Origin of the sequence: Claveliimonas monacensis (assembly GCF_014982975.1) — a bacterium.
Classification (GTDB): domain Bacteria; phylum Bacillota; class Clostridia; order Lachnospirales; family Lachnospiraceae; genus Claveliimonas; species Claveliimonas monacensis.
Genome location: NZ_JADCKL010000036.1, coordinates 1 through 1363, shown reverse-complemented (window position 1 = coordinate 1363; position 1363 = coordinate 1). Strand labels below are relative to the sequence as shown.

2 protein-coding genes and 1 pseudogene are annotated in these 1363 nt (G+C 54.9%); 1 reads left to right on the top strand and 2 read right to left on the bottom strand.

Annotated elements, in window-relative coordinates:
* On the top strand, window positions 1–333 hold a 333-nt coding region (locus tag INF30_RS14565; RefSeq protein ID WP_226395720.1), incomplete at its 5' end, for a transposase.
* Between the two features lie 52 nt (window positions 334–385).
* Here the strand turns inward: INF30_RS14565 and tnpA are convergent.
* The gene (gene tnpA, locus INF30_RS14560) at window positions 386–802 is read right to left on the bottom strand and encodes an IS200/IS605 family transposase (RefSeq protein WP_154538362.1); all 417 of its coding nucleotides are present in this window, start codon (window positions 800–802) and stop codon (window positions 386–388) included.
* 304 nt (window positions 803–1106) lie between these two features.
* Window positions 1107–1363: pseudogene (locus INF30_RS14555) on the bottom strand (IS256 family transposase); the annotation flags it as partial.

The window sequence follows — 1363 nt, the reverse complement described above, 5'->3', positions numbered from 1 at the left end:
ATCCTCACACCGGGCCAAGCGTCTGAGTACGGAGCCGCCCCAGCGTTACTGGCGGGCTTTTCTCCAGCGGCGGTGCTTGGCGACAAGGGGTATGATTCCACCGCTTTGAGGGACATCATTCGAGCGGTGGGCGCCGAGCCGGTGATTCCGCCGAGAAAGAATCGCTTGGAATGCCCCGAGATAGATTGGCACTGTTACAAGGATCGCAACCTGGTAGAAAGGTTCTTCCAGAAAATCAAGCAGTTCAGGCGGCTGGCAACACGCTATGAGCGACTGGCGAGAAACTACCAGTCGCTACTCAACCTTGTATCCGCCGTCATATGGCTGGCCTAATTGTTAACGCTCCCTAGTGCGAGGATGGATAGCGAGGGGCGCGAGAGCGCCCCTAGTCCGGCCTCGATTGTTGCTCAATATACTGCTTGACCATGCTCAGGGGGGCGCCTCCGACACTTCCCGCAAAGTAGCTTGGACTCCACAGCGAGTTCTTCCGGTAGGCGGGCTGCACCAGTTCAGGGTGTAGTAACTTCATCCGCCGGCTGGATACCCCCTTCAAACTATTCACCAGCCTGGATACCGCCACTTTGGGTGGAAAGTTGACAAGCAAATGGACGTGATCGGTTTCACCGTTGAACTCCTGTAGCTCCGCCTCGAAGTCCCGACACACTCGGTCGAAAAGCAATTCGAGGGAGTTGAGATGCGCGCCGGTGAACACCTTGCCCCGATACCTGGTGACAAAGACCAAATGGGCATGGAGTTTAAAAACGCAGTGTCTTCCTGTTCTGATAGCTTTTTTGGTTTCCATAGACCAAGTATATTCGAAGCCATGAAGCAGACCAGGACCCTCAAGGTTCGAGTGAAGGACAAACACGCCGCCGAGCTTAACCGCATGGCCCGCAGCGTGAATTTTGTTTGGAACTACCTCAACGAACTGTCTTCCCGAGCCATTCGGGAGAAAGGTCTGTTTCTGTCTGCCTACGACATGCACCCCTATACCAAGGGTGCTGGCAAGGACCTCGGCCTGCACAGCCAAACGCTGCAATGCATCGCTGCTGAATACGTTGCCCGCCGCAAGCAGTTGAGTTATTGTCAAATCTGGTGTATGACCATCAGGCAGCGTTCCTGTCAGATTGATCTTCCACCTGTATTCCATCCTGAAACTGTACGTTATCCACGACCAGCTTCAGTTGGTCGAACCCCTTGATCCGCTTCCAGCGTTTCTGGGCGGATTGGAGCAGTTTGAACACCATCGATAACGTGGTGTCCCGGTTGCCACAGGAGCGGCTCCGCTTGGTTCTTAGCCTCACCGTGGCAAACGTGGATTCAATCGGATTGGTGGTCCGCAAGTGAATCCAGTGAGTCGCCG